The sequence below is a fragment of the Phaeovulum sp. W22_SRMD_FR3 genome (genome assembly GCF_052113705.1).
GTDB lineage: Bacteria > Pseudomonadota > Alphaproteobacteria > Rhodobacterales > Rhodobacteraceae > JBGQOG01.
Window position 1 is genome coordinate 116821 of the sequence record NZ_JBGQOG010000004.1, and the last position, 14899, is coordinate 131719.

Sequence of the window (14899 nt, forward strand, 5' to 3'; positions counted from 1 at the left end):
CGGTGATGCCTTCGGGTCTGCGGGCCTATGGCGCGGTAACGGCGGCCTATTGGGGCTTTATGCTGACCGATGGCGCGCTGCGCATGCTGGTTTTGTTGCATTTCAATAGCTTGGGTTTCAGCCCGGTGCAGCTGGCCTGGCTGTTCCTGCTCTATGAAGTGGCGGGGATCGTCACCAATCTCTCGGCAGGTTGGCTGGCGGCGCGCTTTGGCCTGACCTCGACGCTCTATGCCGGGCTGGCATTGCAGATCGCGGCGCTGGTGGCGCTGACGCAGCTGGATCCTGCATGGTCCATCGCGGCCTCGGTGGTGTTCGTGATGGCGGTGCAGGGGCTGTCGGGCGTGGCCAAGGACCTGGCGAAGATGTCGTCAAAATCTGCGGTGAAATTGCTGGCACCCGAAGGGGAGGGGGCGCTGTTTCGCTGGGTCGCCCTGCTGACCGGATCGAAGAACGCGGTGAAGGGGCTTGGCTTTTTCCTCGGTGCCGCGCTTTTGGCGGGGGTCGGCTTTGCCGGGGCCGCTTGGGGCATGGCGGCCGCACTCAGCCTCGTGCTGGTGGCGGTGGCGCTTTTCATGCCCGCCGGGTTGCCGGGCGGCATGAAGGGGGTGAAATTCACCGGCGTCTGGTCGCGGGATGCGCGGATCAACCGCCTGTCGCTGGCGCGGATGTTCCTCTTTGGCGCGCGCGATTGCTGGTTTGTCGTTGGCATTCCGGTCTATTTCGGCGCGGTGCTGACGGGAGAGATGGGCCTTGCGCCCGGCACCGCCTTTTTCTGGACAGGTGGCTTCATGGCGGGCTGGATCATTTTTTACGGGGCGATTCAGGCCGCAGCACCCCGGCTTTTGCGGCAGGCCCCCGCCACCGGGCGCACGGCGGCGCTCTGGGCGGCGGGCCTCAGCCTCGTGCCGCTGGTGCTGGCGCTGGCGGTTCTGTGGCTGCCGGTCTCGCTGGCCCTGACCGGGCTGCTGGTGGCGGGCCTTTTGCTGTTCGGCGCGGTTTTCGCGGTGAACTCGGCGCTGCATTCCTATCTGATCCTCGCCTTTGCCAAGGCCGAGCGGGTCACGATGGATGTGGGCTTTTACTACATGGCCAATGCGGCGGGGCGGCTTTTGGGCACGCTGATGTCGGGGCTGAGCTATCAGCTCGGCGGTCTGCCTGCCTGCCTTGGGGCGGCGGCGCTGATGGCAGCGGCGAGTGCGCTTGCCGCGCGGCGCATCGCCTGAAAAAAGGGCGCCCGCGGGATCATCCCACAGGCGCCCTGTCAAAATGCCACAGCCTCAGGCGTTGGCGGCGCGGATCTGCTCGGCGGCATCGTGGTTGTACGAAATGCCCTTGTCGGCAAAGAGCTGATCCAGCTCGCCCGACAGCGTCATCTCGGTCACGATATCGCAGCCGCCGACAAACTCGCCCTTCACATAAAGCTGCGGGATCGTCGGCCAGTCGGAGAAATCCTTGATCCCCTGACGGATCTCGGCATCGGCCAGAACGTTCACATCGGCGAATTCAACGCCCATGAAGTTCAGCACGCCCGCCACGCGGCTGGAAAAGCCGCATTGCGGCATTTCCTTGGTGCCCTTCATAAAGAGCACCACGGCATTCTTTTCGATCGTTTCGCGGATCTGGTCCTGCGCGCTCATCAGTTTCATCCTTCAGATAGGGCTATTCCGGCACTTTGGTGGTCAGTGCCAGCGCATGTAATTCGCCATGGGGGCCGTCCATCTTGCCCTTGAGGGCGGCATAGACGGCGCGTTGTTGCTGCACCCGGTTCATGCCCTTGAAGCTGGCATCGATGACCTCGGCGGCCCAATGGTTTCCGTCACCGGCAAGATCGGTGATGGTGATCTGCGCTGAGGGAAAGCTGGCGCGGATCAGGGCTTCGATGTCTTGGGATTCCATCGGCATGGGGGGCTCCTCATTCTTTCCCCTAAATCTAAGGCCCCGGCGGGGGCGCTGCAAGGGGCTGCGGGTGGATGCGGGACGCGGGCGGCGCTCTGCGCCCGCGTTCTGGCTCTTTGGCGGGCAGGTGTGCGGCAGGGTGACCTCTTCCTGTGCAGCCGGGCCGTCAGGCGCTCGGGGCAGGGCCCTTTGGCGCGGCGGGGGCCGTCGCGTGCCACATGATCACCGAGATCACGATGGCCCCGGCCAGCAGGGCCGCACCGCTGAGAATGGTGACATGCAGCGGATGCCCCGCGGCACCCACCTCTGCCCCCAGCAAAAAGCACATGTTGGAATCAAGCCCGAGGCCGGTGGTGCGCGGATGCGCGCGCAAAAGCGCCCCGCATGCGATGAAGGCCATGGCCAGCCAGAGCATTGCATCCCGGCTCTCGTGCAGTTCGAACCCGATCCAGCGGTAGAGCACCGCCGCCGCCAGCCCCAGCGCCACACCGGGGGCCACCATGCGGATCACTGCGCGCGGTTCGGGCAGGGTGGAGAAGATCGTGGCATAGATGATCAGCGCCATCGCCCCGGCCATCACCACCACCTCATGGGTCAGCGCCACCGCCAGCGTGCCGAGCGCCGCGCAGCCGCCGGATATCAGCACCCGCCGGATCAGCTGTTGCCGCTCAAAGGGCACCGCGCGGGGCGGCATTGGGCCCGAGCGTGCCGGGGTTGAGGCCAGCGTCACCAAGGTGACCGAGACCACCCCCAGCAGCGTGCACCAGAGCCGCTCGATGGCCATGCTCACCCCATCCGCGCCCATGCCGATGGCGGGCAGCAGAATGACCCCGATGGTGATGGCGATCAGCGTGAAGCCATAGCTGTAGGTGGTGCCGATCCGGTAGGCCATGCCGACACCAAAGGCGACGGTTGCCCCGGCCAGGAGCGCCAGAGGCACCGGCGCATTCAGATATTGCAGACCGAGAAGGCCGATCCCCGCGCCCGCCAGCGTGCCCAGAATACGCAGGATGCCGCGCGCCAGCAGATCCTCGCGGATCGGCTGCGAGACGACCCAGACCGGCATCGCCGCCCAATAGGGGTTGTGAAAGCCCAGCATCTGCGCCGCCGCGAGTGCCAGCGCGGCAGCAATGAAGAGGCGGGCGGCTTTGGCGTAGATTTCCATCAGGCAGGCTCCGGCAGTTTTGCGGGCTATGTGACGCAGAGCATCGCAGGAAAAAAGGCAGCCCGCGCACAGGAAATGTGCGCGGGCCTGAATTTGGGGCTTCCGGGGTGCAGCGGTGGCTGCAGCCGGGGGGGGAGTAATCAGGCCTCGACCGCCTGCGCGAAGGCGCTGCGGTAGAGCCCCGACAGCGCGGCCAGCGGTGCGGCATCGCCGCCAAGCCGGATTTCGGTGCCGCCAAAGGTCCCGACACGGGTCAGCGGCACATCGGTGGTCAGCGCCACGGCTTCCAAGGCAGCGGCCCCGGCGGCATCGCAGATCACCAGATAGCGGGCCTGATCTTCGCCAAAGAGGGTGGCGATGTCGCTGGCATCGAGGCTGACGCCGAGACCGGCTTCTTCCGCCATCTCAAAGGCTGCGAGGGCCAGACCGCCATCGGCGAGGTCGGTGGCACCCTTCACCAGCTTGCGGTTGGCGCGCAGGAACTCGCCGTTGCGGCGCTCGGCCACCAGATCGACCTCCGGCGCATCGCCCGCCTCGAGGCCAAATGCCTCGGCGAGCAGCGCCGATTGCCCGAGATGGCCAAAGGTTTCGCCGATCACCAGCGCGATGTCGCCCGCGGCGGGCAGACCGGCGATGATGTCATCGGTTGAGGCCAGGAGGCCCACCGCGCCAATCGTCGGCGTCGGCATGATGCCCGAACCGTCGGTTTCATTGTAGAGCGAGACGTTGCCCGAGACGATCGGGAAGTCGAGCGCGCGGCAGGCCTCGCCGATGCCTTTGATCGCGCCAACGAACTGGCCCATGATCTCGGGCTTTTCCGGGTTGCCGAAGTTCAGGTTATCGGTGGTGGCGAGCGGCAGCGCGCCGACGGCGGTCAGGTTGCGGTAGGCTTCTGCCACCGCCTGCTTGCCGCCCTCATAGGGGTTGGCTTTCACATAGCGTGGGGTCACGTCCGAGGTGAAGGCGATGCCCTTGCCGGTGCCATGCACGCGCAGGACGCCCGCACCCTGACCCGGACGGCGGATGGTGTCGGCCATCACCTGCGTGTCATATTGCTCCCAGACCCAGGCTTTATGCGCGTAGTTCGGCGAAGAGATCAGCGCGCGCAGCCCGTCGATGGCACCGATGGCCGGAACTTCGCCCAGGGGCGCGGCAGCCGGGGTTTCCACCCAGGGGCGGTCATATTCCGGGGCCGAGGAGGCCAGTTTCGACAGCGGCAGATCGGCTTTCACCTCATTGCCCAGCATGATCAGGAAGCGGTCTTCGGCGATGGTTTCGCCGACGATGGCGAAATCGAGATCCCATTTCACAAAGACCGCCTTGGCAACGGCCTCGAGTTCCGGGTTCAGCACCATCAGCATCCGCTCCTGGGATTCCGACAGCATCATCTCATAGGCGGTCATGTTCTTTTCGCGCACCGGCACGCGGTCCAGGTCGAGCCGGATGCCGAGGCCACCCTTGTCGCCCATCTCAACGGCCGAGCAGGTCAGACCGGCCGCGCCCATGTCCTGAATCGAGATGACGGCGCCGGTGGCCATCAGCTCCATGCAGGCTTCCATCAGGCATTTCTCGGTGAACGGGTCGCCGACCTGCACGGTCGGGCGTTTGTCTTCGATCGTGTCATCGAACTCGGCCGAGGCCATCGTGGCACCGCCAACGCCGTCGCGCCCGGTTTTCGCGCCGAGATACACCACCGGCATGCCGACGCCCGAGGCCGCCGAGTAGAAGATCTTGTCAGCATCGGCGAGGCCCGCGGCAAAGGCGTTGACCAGGCAGTTGCCGTTGTAGGATTTGTGAAAGCGCACTTCGCCGCCGAGGTTCGGCACGCCGAACGCATTGCCATAGGCGCCGATGCCCTCAACCACGCCCTTCACCAGATGCGCGGTTTTCGGATGCGAGGGGACGCCGAAAGAGAGCGAATCCATCGCGGCAATCGGGCGGGCGCCCATGGTGAACACGTCGCGCAGGATGCCGCCCACACCGGTGGCCGCGCCCTGATGCGGCTCGATATAGGAGGGGTGGTTGTGGCTCTCCATCTTGAAGACCACGGCCTGACCGTCGCCGATATCTACCACGCCCGCGTTTTCACCCGGACCGCAGATCACTTGCGGGCCTTCGGTATGCAAGGTGCGCAGCCATTTCTTCGAGGATTTATACGAGCAATGCTCGTTCCACATCGCCGAGAAAATGCCAAGCTCGGTGAAAGTCGGCTCGCGGCCGATGATCTCCAGAATGCGGGCATATTCGTCGGGCTTGAGCCCATGGGCAGCGATCAGGTCCTTGGTGATCTGCGGTTCGGTCATGGCGGTCCCCCGGGGCTTTGGTCGCGCCCGTCTTAAATTAGCGCTTGCCGTTGCGAAAGGGACAATTCGCGTGCCGGGCGGGGAAAACCACGCGTTCCGGCAGCATCGGCGCAAATGGGGCGGCCCTGAGGCCGCCCCGGTCGGAGTGTGGGCTGGGGAGGGGGTCAGCCGTCCGACGTGCCGGCGGCGCGGGCGCTCAGCTCGCCCAGAAGATCTGCCTTGTTCATCGCCAGTTTCACCTTGCCATCAACGGCGGCATCCGTGGTGACATTCACCGAAAAGCGCGCGGCTTCGGTCTCGGCGCCCACCTCGGGTTCCAGCGTCACCAAGAGGGTCTGCGTGCCCTCGGGGCCGGGCACCACCTGATCGACGGTGCCGATCACCGCATCATCCGCAGACAGGACGACATCGCCCTTCGCGGCGGTGGTCAGCGTCCCTTGGGTGCTGGCCTCGGGCACCGTGGCCTCTCCGCTCATGCCGGTGTCGGACTGCGCCAGATCGGTCCCGGCGGGTGCCCCGGTGCCAGCGGCAGCGCCGGTTTCCGCGTTCTGCGCATCCGCGCCGTTCTGCGCATCCGCAGTGGTTCCCAGTTCTGCCTGGGCTGACACGGCGGCATCCTTGTCTCCGAGGCTCAGGTTCGTGCCTGCCGAGAGATCGAGGGCGGCCACCGGCAGCGCGGTGAGGCCCAGAAGGGCGGTCGTGGTGATCAGCTTGCTCAGTTTGGTCATAGTATCCTCCAGTCTTGCGACTTTTGCGATTTCGCCCGGCCGTCATGGCCGAGCGGGAGGATAAGGCGCGCCGGATGCCCGAGGTTCCGGCCCGGAATGGCGGCGACCAAAACCTGCGGAATGGCGCCGTTTTGACCCTGCCACCCGCGCAGAATGCCGCCGCTGACGCGAAGGTGACGGCGGGCTGTCTTGCGGGATTGGCCGGTTGGCGTTTGGCCAAAAAAAAGGCCGAGCATAAGCTCGGCCGAAGTCCAACAGGGAGGTAGAAGATGATGCGAGTTTCCTCAAACCATCATCTTCTGTGCTCGATTTATGGGCGCGGTGAAAACTATTCAAGGAAAAATACCGAAAATGGAGGCATGGCCGCTATGCATGTAGCGAATAGGTCACTCAATCGGTGGTTGTTTCCTGCCCCATCTGGGCCCGGCGATAGGCCATGATCTCTTCCTGCACAAAGTCGCGGAAGGCGGTCACGCGGCGCGATTGCCGCAGCTCTTCCGGATAGGCGAGGAAAACCGGCACTTCGACCGATTCCACATCGGGCAGCACCCGGCGCAGTTGCGGGAAATCGGCGGTCAGATAATCGGGCAAAACGCCGATGCCGATGTCGTTCAGCACGCTTTGCAGCACGCCGAAGTAGTTATTCACCGTCAACGTCGAGGGAATGTCATAGCCCAGCAGCCGTTGCGCCAGTTCCGCCCCGGCGGCCACCTGCGGTGTCGAGGGGTTCTGGCAGATCAGCCGGTGGCCCGCGAGATCTTCCATCGCAGCGGGCGTGCCCTTGCGCTCAAGATATTTCGGCGAAGCATAGAGGCGCATGCGGATGTTCAGCAGCCGTTTGCGGATCAGATCGGCCTGACTCGGTTCCTTCATGCGGATCGCCACATCGGCCTCGCGCATCGGCAGGTCGAGCACGCGCTCTTCCAGCATCAGATCGATTTTCAGATCCGGGTAGCGCTCGTAAAGTTTGACGAGGCGCGGGGCCAGCCAGAGCGTGCCAAAGCCGGTGGTGGTGGTCACCTTCAGCTCGCCAAACACCTCTTCTTCGCTGTCGCGGATGCGCGCGGCGGCGGTGTCGAGCTTGCGGGCCATGGTCGAGGTTGCGTCAAACAGCAGCTCACCCTGTTCCGTCAGAATCAACCCCCGCGCGTGCCGGTGGAACAGCGTCGTCCCGAGGCTGTCCTCGAGCGCGCGGATTTGGCGGCTGACGGCCGATTGCGACAGATGCAGCACATCACCGGCATGCGTGAGCGACCCCGCATCCGCCACCGCGTGAAATATTCTGAGCTTGTCCCAATCCATCTTTTTTCTTTCTGGCCTGTCACCCTGATAGTACCCAAGTTTTCTTACATAGGCCTGACAAACTTAACAAACAGCTTTCCGTGTATTTTTGTCACTGTGCCGATTCGCCGCTCATGGGGCGAGGCCGGGCGCGATCCTCGATGCAAACAGGCTACGATATTGCGCGATCCTGACAGATTGTCGCCCCGTGACCAAGCGCGCGCTGCGGCGGTGGGGTGGTGGTGGCGGCGGTGTAGCGCGGCGGTTCCGGCGGTTTGACGCGGCGGTTGCGGCCTTCGGGGCGGTGCGGGTCCCGCTCACAGCGGCGCTAGCACCTTCAACAGGCGATGGATTTCCCGTCCAACTCAGACTAAGAGGGGGGCCTTATCATTCGGCGCAGGAGGCAGCCATGGCAGTAGGTGTATTTGACAGTGGTTTGGGCGGATTGACCGTACATGCCGCCATCGCCGCCCGTCTGCCCGCGCTGCCGCTCGTCTATTTCGGCGACAATGCGCACACACCTTACGGCGTCCGTGACGCCGAGGATATTTTCCAGCTGACCTGCAAGGGGGTTGAGCGCCTCTGGGAAGAGGGCTGCGATCTGGTGATTCTGGCCTGCAACACCGCCTCTGCCGCCGCGCTGAAGCGGATGCAGGAGACCTGGATTCCGGCGGACAAGCGCGTGCTGGGCGTGTTCGTGCCGCTGATCGAGGCGCTGACCGAGCGGCAATGGGGCGACAACACCCCGCCGCGCGAAGTGGCGGTGAAACATGTGGCGCTGTTTGCCACCCCGGCCACGGTCTCCAGCCGCGCCTTTCAGCGTGAACTCGCCTTCCGGGCGATTGGCGTGGATGTGGAGGCGCAGCCCTGTGGCGGCGTCGTCGATGCGATCGAGCAGGGCGATGAGATCCTGGCCGAAGCGATGGTGCGCAGCCATGTGGAGGCGCTGCGGCGCCGGATGCCGAAGCCGGAGGCCGCCATCCTCGGCTGCACGCATTACCCGTTGATGCAGCATGTCTTTCAGGATGCGCTCGGCCCTGATGTCAAAGTCTACAGCCAGGCCAATCTGGTGGCAGAGAGCCTTGCCGACTACCTTGAACGCCGCCCGGAGTTCCTCGGGCCCGGCATGGTTTCGAAATTCCTGACCACCGGCGATCCGAAATCGGTCTCGAGCCATGCCACACAGTTTTTGCGACGCGGGATTACCTTCGAAGCGGCATAAGCCGACACCGTGCACTTTCAGCCTTTCCATCCGTCAAAGGATAGACCCATGACCCATAAAATCGCCATCCTCGGAGCCTCGGGCTATACGGGCGCCGAGCTAGTCCGCCTGATCGCCACCCATCCCAGCATGCAGATCGTTGCCCTCTCGGGCGACCGCAAGGCCGGGATGGCGATGGGCGATGTGTTCCCGCATCTGCGGCATCTGCCGCTGCCCGCGCTGCAAAAGATCGAGGATATCGACTTTTCCGGCGTTGATCTGGCGTTTTGCGCCTTGCCGCATGCCACCTCGCAGGCCGTCATCAAGGAACTGCCGCGTGACCTGAAAGTGGTGGACCTTTCCGCCGATTTCCGGCTGCGCGACCCGGCCGCCTATGAAAAATGGTACGGCAAGCCGCATGCCGCGCTCGATCTGCAGGCCGAGGCGGTCTATGGCCTGACCGAGTTCTACCGCGAGGAGATTGCCGCCGCACGTCTGGTGGCGGGCACCGGCTGCAACGCGGCTACTGGGCAATACGTCATCCGGCCGCTGATCGAGGCGGGGGTGATCGATCTTGATGAGATCATCATCGACCTGAAAGCCGGGGTCTCGGGCGCGGGCCGCAGCCTGAAGGAAAACCTGCTGCATGCCGAGCTGTCGGGCGGCACGCATCCCTATTCGGCGGGCGGAACGCACCGGCATCTGGGCGAATTCGATCAGGAATTCTCCAAAGTCGCGGGCCGGCCGGTGCAGGTGCAGTTCACCCCGCATCTGATGCCCTTCAACCGCGGCATCCTCGCCACCGTCTATGTCCGGGGCGATGCGCAGGCGATTCACGCGGCTTTGGCCGCCCGCTATGCGCCCGAGCCCTTCCTCGAGGTGCTACCTTTCGGCGCAGTCCCCTCAACACGCTCGATTGCCGGGTCGAACTATGTGCATATTGGCGTGGTGGCGGACCGGCTTCCGGGCCGGGTCATTGTAATGGCGGCACTCGACAACCTGTGCAAAGGCTCGTCGGGGCAGGCGATCCAGAACGCCAACCTGATGTTGGGGATTGAGGAAACCGCCGGGCTGATGCTCGCGCCGGTCTTCCCGTAACGAGAGGCCGCAGGGCGGATGCGCAGTCTAAAAAAGAAACGCCGGATTCAGGTCTTGCTGGTGGCAGTGGTCGCGCTGATCCTGTCCACCGCGCTGATCGGCTATGGACTGCGCGATGGCATCAACTTCTTTCGCGCGCCGAGCCAGCTGGCCTCTGACCCGCCGCGCGCGGGGGAAGTGTTCCGTCTGGGCGGGCTGGTGGCCGATGGCAGTCTGGTGCGCGGCCAGGGCGAGGTGGTCACCTTCACCGTCACCGATGGTAATGCCGAGGTGCCGGTGCGCTTTTCCGGCGTGCTGCCCGACCTCTTTGGCGAGGGGCAGGGGATGATCGGCACCGGCTCGATGGAGGGGGATACCTTTATCGCCACGGAAATCCTCGCCAAACATGACGAGAGCTATATGCCGAAGGAAGTGGTCGACGCGCTGAAAGAGCAGGGCGTTTACGTTGACCCCAAGGCCAAACCCGCGAGCTGAACGGGGGGCAGCGTGCGCTGCCCTTGCGCCGAATTAACGCCCCAAGCGCAGCCTGACCCGGTTTTCATGCCGGGGAGAGGCCATGCAGAGCGTCACCGAAATTGCCCGAGAGATTGTCGCCCGCGAAGGCGGCTATGTGAATGACCCCGATGATCCGGGGGGCGCCACGAAATACGGCGTCACCCTGGCCACCCTGCAACGGCTGGGGCTGGATCTGACCCGCGACGGCAAGGTGACGCTGGCCGATGTGCAGGCGCTGAGCCGGGATCAGGCGGTGGAGATCTTCGTTGAGCATTACTTCAACCGTCCCGGGATTTCCGGCCTGCCCGCGATGCTGCAGGCCTCGGTCTTTGACATGTATGTCAATGCCGGGGCCAATGCGGTGCGCATCCTGCAACGGTTGCTTGTTGAGATGGGGCTGTCGCTTGCCGTGGACGGGCAGATCGGGCCAGAGACCCGCGCGGTGGCGGCGCAGGCCGCTGAAATGGCGCCGCAATTTCTGGCTGATGCTTATGGTATTGCCCGGCGCAATTACTATTACAGCCTTGCCGATGCCCGCCCGGCCAGCCGCAAATATGCCCGGCGCCGGGACGGTGGCAAGGGCGGCTGGATCATCCGCGCCGAGAGTTTCATTTCCCCGAAATATCACCTGACCGAGGCTGAACACCGCGAAAGGACCGCCGCATGGGGCTGATTTCGAAACTGATCGGCGGCGCGCCGGCCGCCACCGCGCTCGGCACTGCCGCTGCAAATCTGGCCGAGGTTTTTGTGCCCAATGCCACCAAGAAACTGGAGGCGGATCTGAGCGCCTATACCGCGGCGGTGAATGCCGGGGCGGCAGAGTTCCAGAACGTCCGCCCCGGTCTGTTTGATACGGTGGTCAATGGAATCAACCGCTTGCCGCGCCCGTTTCTGGCGCTGGGCACGTTGGGTCTGTTCACCTATGCGATGATCGATCCGGTGCATTTTGCCGGACGGATGCAGGGCCTTGCCACCGTGCCCGAGCCCCTGTGGTGGCTGTTGACCGCCATCGTCAGCTTTTACTTCGGTGCGCGTGAGGCGCATTACTTTCGCACCCGGCCGGGCGTCGTGCTCCCGGAAGTGACCGTCAATGCGGCACCGCCCAAAGCGGGAGGGGACAGCCTGACAGCGGCCGGGGACAATCCCGCCTTGCGGGACTGGCGGGCGGCGCAGACATAAAGGCCGAATTGGCCCCTTCGCGCGCCCGCCAGCCCCCGCATCGGCGGGCCACTGCGGTGGGGCGATGCCCGGCCCGGGCCGCCCGCCGCCGCGTCCCGCGCCGGGCGCAGCAGGGCGGGCGCGACATCGGCGCGCATCCCCATTGGCCCGGACCGCGGCACCGCCTATGATGGGCGCTGAAACGCGGAGGACCGATGATGATCGCAGAGCTGGGCCATTTTGCCCTGGTGTTGGCACTGGGGGTGGCGCTCCTGCAGGCGAGCCTGCCGATGATTGGCGCGCATAAGGGCTGGTCGGGCTGGATGGCGGTGGGGCAACCTGCGGCCATCACACAGTTTTTGCTGATTGCCTTTGCCTTTGCCGCGCTGATGCATGGCTTTGTGACCTCGGATTTCTCGCTGCGGGTGGTCTGGGCCAATTCGCATACCGACAAGCCGATGCTTTATAAAATCGCCGGGGTCTGGGGCAACCACGAGGGCTCGATGCTGCTCTGGGTGCTGATCCTCGCGCTGTTTGGCGCGGCGGCGGCGGTGTTTGGCGGCGCGCTGCCGCCCCGGCTGCGGGCACGGGTGCTCTCGGTTCAGGCCTTGATCGGATTGGCTTTTCTGGCCTTTATCCTCTTCACCTCGAACCCGTTTGACCGCCTGACCGAGCCGCCCTTCAACGGTCAGGACCTCAATCCGCTGCTGCAAGACCCCGGTCTCGCCTTCCATCCGCCCTTCCTCTACCTCGGCTATGTCGGCCTCTCGATGGCGTTTTCCTTCGCGGTGGCGGCACTGATCGAGGGGCGCGTCGATGCCGCCTGGGCGCGCTGGGTGCGGCCCTGGACGCTGGCCGCCTGGATCTTTCTGACCATCGGCATCGCGCTGGGCAGCTGGTGGGCCTATTACGAACTCGGCTGGGGCGGGTTCTGGTTCTGGGATCCGGTGGAAAACGCGAGCTTCATGCCTTGGCTCTTGGCCGCGGCCCTGCTGCATTCCGCCATCGTGGTGGAAAAGCGCGAGTCGCTGAAAAGCTGGACCATTCTCCTGGCCATCCTCGCCTTCGGCTTCTCGCTGATCGGCACCTTCATCGTGCGCTCGGGCGTCATCACCTCGGTCCACAGTTTTGCCAATGACCCGGAGCGCGGGGTGTTCATCCTGTTCATTCTGGCGATTTTCGTGGGCGGCGCGCTGACGCTCTATGCCGCCCGCGCGGGGTCGATGCAGGCGCGGGGCATGTTCGCACTGGTCAGCCGCGAGACGGCGCTGGTGCTGAACAACGTGCTGCTGGCCGTCGCGGCGCTGGTGGTTTTTGTCGGCACCGTCTGGCCGCTGATTGCCGAGATCGCCTGGAACCGGAAACTCTCGGTTGGGGCACCGTTCTTTGATCAGGCCTTCACGCCGTTCATGATCGCGCTGGCGGTCCTTCTGCCCGTCGGCGCGCTGATGCCGTGGAAGCGCGCCACGGTGCGGCGCTCGCTGCGGCCGCTCTATCCGGCGCTCTTGCTCACCGTGGCGCTGGCCATGCTGATCTGGGCCGTGGGGGCCAACCGCTCGGCCGTGGCGCCGATTGGCGCGGGTCTGGGCGTCTGGCTGGTGCTGGGCGCGCTGACCGAGCTGTGGCAGCGCGCGGGCCATGTGCCCGCCCGCCTGACCCGTCTGCCGCGCGCGGATTGGGGCAAGGCCATTGCGCATGGGGGGCTGGGTGTCACCTTCATCGGCGTGGGCCTGCTGACGGCCTGGTCGGTCGAGGATATCCGCGTGGTGCAGGTGGGCGAACCCTTTGAGGTGGGCGGCTACAGCATCACGCTCGATGCCGTGGATCAGGTGCGGGGGCCGAATTACACCGCCGCCGAAGGCACGATGACCGTGACCCGCGACGGCAAGCTGGTCACCGTGCTGCATCCCGAAAAGCGTTTTTACCCGGTGCAGGGGATGCCGACGACCGAGGCCGCCATCGACAATGGCCTGACCCGCGACATCTATCTGGTGATCGGTGACAAGCAGCAGGACGGCGGCTGGGCCGTGCGCTCGTATATCAAACCCTTTGCCAACTGGATCTGGGCGGGGGCCATGCTGATGGCATTGGGCGGCGTGCTCAGCCTGACGGATCGGCGCTACCGTGTGGCGGCGGGCGCCCGGCGGGGCCGTCTTGTCGGCACTCCGGCGGAGTGAGCCCATGCTGAAACATGTACTGACACCGCTGATCCTGATGCTCGCCCTGTCGGGGCCGGTGGGGGCCGTGCTGCCCGATGAGATCCTGCCCGATGCGGCACTCGAGGCGCGGGCGCGGGCGCTCAGCCAGATCCTGCGCTGCCCGGTCTGTCAGGGCGAGAACATCGACGATTCCAATGCCGATGTGGCGCGGGACCTGCGCCGTCTGGTGCGCGAGCGGCTGCTGGCGGGCGACCGCGACGATCAGGTGCTGACCTATATCACCGACCGCTATGGCGAATATGTGCTGTTCGAGCCGGAGGCGAAGGGGGTGAACCTGATCCTCTGGCTGGCGGGGCCCGGGGCGCTGATCCTGGCCCTCGGCGGGGCCGGTCTGGTCTGGCGGCGGCGGCGGCAGGCAGAGCTGCGGGCGGCCGCGCCGGTGATGCCGCCGGAGCTGACGGAAGAAGAGCGGGCGCGGCTGGCGGAAATTCTGCGCAACTGACATTTCTGTGCAACTGACGTAGTGTTCCGCTTTCCTGCGGCGCGTCGCCCCGGCATCTTCGGATCAGCCAGGGGAGGCCCGACATGTCCGATCAATTCACCACACTTACCTATCACCTGCACGAAGGGCAGGCGATCATCACCCTGAACCGTCCGGCGGTGATGAATGCGCTGAACAGCCAGATGCGGGCCGAGCTGACCGAGGCGGTGCAGCAGGCGGGCCGCTCGGCGCGGGTGCTGGTGCTGACCGGCGCGGGGCGCGCCTTCTGCTCGGGACAGGATCTGGTGGATGCGGGCGATCTGGCGGCGCTCGACCTCGCCCGTGTCCTGCGCGACGAATATGTGCCGATGCTGAATGCGATTTACGACTGCCCGATCCCGACCATTGCGGCGGTGAACGGGGCGGCGGCGGGGGCGGGGGCCAATCTGGCGCTGGCGGCCGATGTGGTGATTGCAACCGAAAGCGCGCGTTTCACCCAGGCCTTTACCCGGATCGGGCTGATGCCGGATGCGGGCGGCACCTGGTGGTTGCCGCGTCAGGCGGGTTTTGCGCGCGCGATGGGGGCCATGCTCTTTGCCGAACCCATCCCGGCGCGGCAGGCCGCCGACTGGGGGATGATCTGGGAGGCGCTGCCCGATGCCGGGTTTGAGGCGGGCTGGCGCGCGCGCGCGGCCCAGCTCGCGGCCGGACCCACCCTGGCCTATGCCGAGATCAAAGCGGCACTGCGCGCGAGTTATGACAATGATCTGCCCGCGCAGCTGGCGCTGGAGGCCGCAGGGCAGGGGCGCTGCGGCCGGAGCGCGGATTTTCCCGAAGGCGTGCGGGCTTTCCTTGAAAAACGCGTCGCACGGTTCACCGGCGCATAGGAAGCCACTGCCCTGTCCAGAGGGCGCAGCGCCACAGGGCTCCAGCC

15 protein-coding genes are annotated in these 14899 nt (G+C 65.4%); 9 read left to right on the forward strand and 6 right to left on the reverse strand.

Annotated elements, in window-relative coordinates:
* Positions 1 to 5: 5 nt before the first annotated feature.
* Positions 6 to 1223: an organoarsenical effux MFS transporter ArsJ gene (gene arsJ / locus ACEN2S_RS06840; RefSeq protein ID WP_441864745.1), complete on the forward strand. Its 1218-nt coding sequence runs from the start codon at positions 6 to 8 to the stop codon at positions 1221 to 1223.
* A 54-nt stretch (positions 1224 to 1277) separates the two neighbouring features.
* Here the strand turns inward: arsJ and grxD are convergent, their stop codons facing one another.
* From grxD to ACEN2S_RS06870, 6 genes are all read right to left on the reverse strand, one after another.
* A complete protein-coding gene (grxD, locus tag ACEN2S_RS06845) occupies positions 1278 to 1637 on the reverse strand; it encodes a Grx4 family monothiol glutaredoxin (protein WP_441864122.1) in 360 nt (119 codons plus the stop codon).
* Positions 1638 to 1659: 22 nt separating this feature from the next.
* Positions 1660 to 1902, reverse strand: a complete 243-nt coding sequence (locus tag ACEN2S_RS06850; RefSeq protein WP_441864124.1) for a BolA/IbaG family iron-sulfur metabolism protein — start codon at positions 1900 to 1902, stop codon at positions 1660 to 1662.
* Positions 1903 to 2062: 160 nt separating this feature from the next.
* Positions 2063 to 3061, reverse strand: a complete 999-nt coding sequence (locus ACEN2S_RS06855) for an FUSC family protein (RefSeq protein ID WP_441864126.1) — start codon at positions 3059 to 3061, stop codon at positions 2063 to 2065.
* 140 nt (positions 3062 to 3201) lie between these two features.
* A complete protein-coding gene (gene purL / locus ACEN2S_RS06860; RefSeq protein WP_441864129.1) occupies positions 3202 to 5364 on the reverse strand; it encodes a phosphoribosylformylglycinamidine synthase subunit PurL in 2163 nt (720 codons plus the stop codon).
* 164 nt (positions 5365 to 5528) lie between these two features.
* A complete protein-coding gene (locus ACEN2S_RS06865; protein ID WP_441864132.1) occupies positions 5529 to 6092 on the reverse strand; it encodes a hypothetical protein in 564 nt (187 codons plus the stop codon).
* A 390-nt stretch (positions 6093 to 6482) separates the two neighbouring features.
* Positions 6483 to 7394: a LysR family transcriptional regulator gene (locus ACEN2S_RS06870; protein WP_441864135.1), complete on the reverse strand. Its 912-nt coding sequence runs from the start codon at positions 7392 to 7394 to the stop codon at positions 6483 to 6485.
* A 388-nt stretch (positions 7395 to 7782) separates the two neighbouring features.
* On the opposite strand from ACEN2S_RS06870, the gene ACEN2S_RS06875 reads away from it, so the two are divergent.
* From ACEN2S_RS06875 to ACEN2S_RS06910, 8 genes are all read left to right on the forward strand, one after another.
* Entirely contained in the window at positions 7783 to 8595 is an 813-nt protein-coding gene (locus ACEN2S_RS06875) for a glutamate racemase (protein ID WP_441864137.1), read from the forward strand.
* A gap of 48 nt (positions 8596 to 8643) precedes the next feature.
* Complete coding sequence (gene argC / locus ACEN2S_RS06880) at positions 8644 to 9672, forward strand: N-acetyl-gamma-glutamyl-phosphate reductase (protein ID WP_441864140.1); 1029 nt, start codon at positions 8644 to 8646, stop codon at positions 9670 to 9672.
* An 18-nt stretch (positions 9673 to 9690) separates the two neighbouring features.
* Positions 9691 to 10146 (forward strand): cytochrome c maturation protein CcmE, encoded by a 456-nt coding sequence (gene ccmE, locus ACEN2S_RS06885; RefSeq protein WP_441864142.1) that lies wholly within the window; start codon positions 9691 to 9693, stop codon positions 10144 to 10146.
* A gap of 82 nt (positions 10147 to 10228) precedes the next feature.
* Positions 10229 to 10840: a holin-associated N-acetylmuramidase gene (locus ACEN2S_RS06890; RefSeq protein ID WP_441864144.1), complete on the forward strand. Its 612-nt coding sequence runs from the start codon at positions 10229 to 10231 to the stop codon at positions 10838 to 10840.
* Positions 10831 to 11346 (forward strand): holin family protein, encoded by a 516-nt coding sequence (locus ACEN2S_RS06895; RefSeq protein ID WP_441864147.1) that lies wholly within the window; start codon positions 10831 to 10833, stop codon positions 11344 to 11346. The genes ACEN2S_RS06890 and ACEN2S_RS06895 overlap by 10 nt, the downstream gene beginning before the upstream one ends.
* Before the next feature lie 197 nt (positions 11347 to 11543).
* Entirely contained in the window at positions 11544 to 13502 is a 1959-nt protein-coding gene (locus ACEN2S_RS06900; RefSeq protein ID WP_441864748.1) for a heme lyase CcmF/NrfE family subunit, read from the forward strand.
* A gap of 4 nt (positions 13503 to 13506) precedes the next feature.
* Positions 13507 to 13986, forward strand: a complete 480-nt coding sequence (locus ACEN2S_RS06905) for a cytochrome c-type biogenesis protein (RefSeq protein ID WP_441864150.1) — start codon at positions 13507 to 13509, stop codon at positions 13984 to 13986.
* 83 nt (positions 13987 to 14069) lie between these two features.
* Entirely contained in the window at positions 14070 to 14852 is a 783-nt protein-coding gene (locus ACEN2S_RS06910; protein WP_441864152.1) for an enoyl-CoA hydratase-related protein, read from the forward strand.
* Positions 14853 to 14899: the final 47 nt, after the last annotated feature.

Bases quoted from the DNA above. Each gene is read 5' to 3' on its own strand.
- arsJ (WP_441864745.1), top strand. From the start codon at position 6: ATGCCTTCGGGTCTGCGGGCCTATGGCGCGGTAACGGCGGCCTATTGG.
- grxD (WP_441864122.1), bottom strand. From the start codon at position 1,637: ATGAGCGCGCAGGACCAGATCCGCGAAACGATCGAAAAGAATGCCGTG.
- ACEN2S_RS06850 (WP_441864124.1), bottom strand. From the start codon at position 1,902: ATGCCGATGGAATCCCAAGACATCGAAGCCCTGATCCGCGCCAGCTTT.
- ACEN2S_RS06855 (WP_441864126.1), bottom strand. From the start codon at position 3,061: ATGGAAATCTACGCCAAAGCCGCCCGCCTCTTCATTGCTGCCGCGCTG.
- purL (WP_441864129.1), bottom strand. From the start codon at position 5,364: ATGACCGAACCGCAGATCACCAAGGACCTGATCGCTGCCCATGGGCTC.
- ACEN2S_RS06865 (WP_441864132.1), bottom strand. From the start codon at position 6,092: ATGACCAAACTGAGCAAGCTGATCACCACGACCGCCCTTCTGGGCCTC.
- ACEN2S_RS06870 (WP_441864135.1), bottom strand. From the start codon at position 7,394: ATGGATTGGGACAAGCTCAGAATATTTCACGCGGTGGCGGATGCGGGG.
- ACEN2S_RS06875 (WP_441864137.1), top strand. From the start codon at position 7,783: ATGGCAGTAGGTGTATTTGACAGTGGTTTGGGCGGATTGACCGTACAT.
- argC (WP_441864140.1), top strand. From the start codon at position 8,644: ATGACCCATAAAATCGCCATCCTCGGAGCCTCGGGCTATACGGGCGCC.
- ccmE (WP_441864142.1), top strand. From the start codon at position 9,691: ATGCGCAGTCTAAAAAAGAAACGCCGGATTCAGGTCTTGCTGGTGGCA.
- ACEN2S_RS06890 (WP_441864144.1), top strand. From the start codon at position 10,229: ATGCAGAGCGTCACCGAAATTGCCCGAGAGATTGTCGCCCGCGAAGGC.
- ACEN2S_RS06895 (WP_441864147.1), top strand. From the start codon at position 10,831: ATGGGGCTGATTTCGAAACTGATCGGCGGCGCGCCGGCCGCCACCGCG.
- ACEN2S_RS06900 (WP_441864748.1), top strand. From the start codon at position 11,544: ATGATCGCAGAGCTGGGCCATTTTGCCCTGGTGTTGGCACTGGGGGTG.
- ACEN2S_RS06905 (WP_441864150.1), top strand. From the start codon at position 13,507: ATGCTGAAACATGTACTGACACCGCTGATCCTGATGCTCGCCCTGTCG.
- ACEN2S_RS06910 (WP_441864152.1), top strand. From the start codon at position 14,070: ATGTCCGATCAATTCACCACACTTACCTATCACCTGCACGAAGGGCAG.